The 537-nt window shown below is 46.9% G+C and carries 1 protein-coding gene; it reads left to right on the top strand.

Annotation, left to right across the window (positions count from 1 at the left end; translation table 11 throughout):
- The coding region (gene trpS, locus FQP90_RS23110; RefSeq protein ID WP_144653448.1) for a tryptophan--tRNA ligase at nt 1-537 on the top strand (537 nt) is incomplete at both ends.

The raw sequence follows: 537 nt of genomic DNA, 5'->3' as shown, positions 1-537 counted from the left end.
GCTCAACTTGGTTGGCTTCTTAACTGTTACACACAAATGGGTGAACTGAGCCGGATGACTCAGTTTAAAGATAAGTCTGCACGTCACTCAAATGACGTAAACGTAGGCCTATACGACTACCCAGTGTTGATGGCCGCAGACATCCTGCTTTACGGTGCTCACCAAGTGCCAGTAGGTAGCGACCAGAAACAACACCTAGAGCTAGCGCGTGATATCGCAAATCGCTTTAACAACATCTACGGCCCTGAAACGCCAATCTTCCAAGTGCCAGAACCTTACATTCCAACAGTGAATGCACGTGTTATGAGCCTGCAAGATGCGACTAAGAAGATGTCTAAGTCGGATGACAACCGTAAGAACGTAATTACTCTGCTAGAAGAGCCTAAGTCGATCATCAAGAAGATCAACAAAGCTCAGACAGATGCAGAAACGCCACCACGTATTGCTCACGATTGGGAAAACAAAGCGGGTATCTCTAACCTAATGGGTCTGTACTCTGCGGCGACGGGTAAAACGTTTGAAGAGATTGAAGCGCAA

It is taken from the genome of Paenarthrobacter nitroguajacolicus (assembly GCF_007786235.1).
GTDB lineage: Bacteria > Actinomycetota > Actinomycetes > Actinomycetales > Micrococcaceae > Arthrobacter > Arthrobacter nitroguajacolicus_A.
Note: the sequence above shows the minus strand (reverse complement) of the source record. Positions and strands in the feature narration are given on the sequence as shown.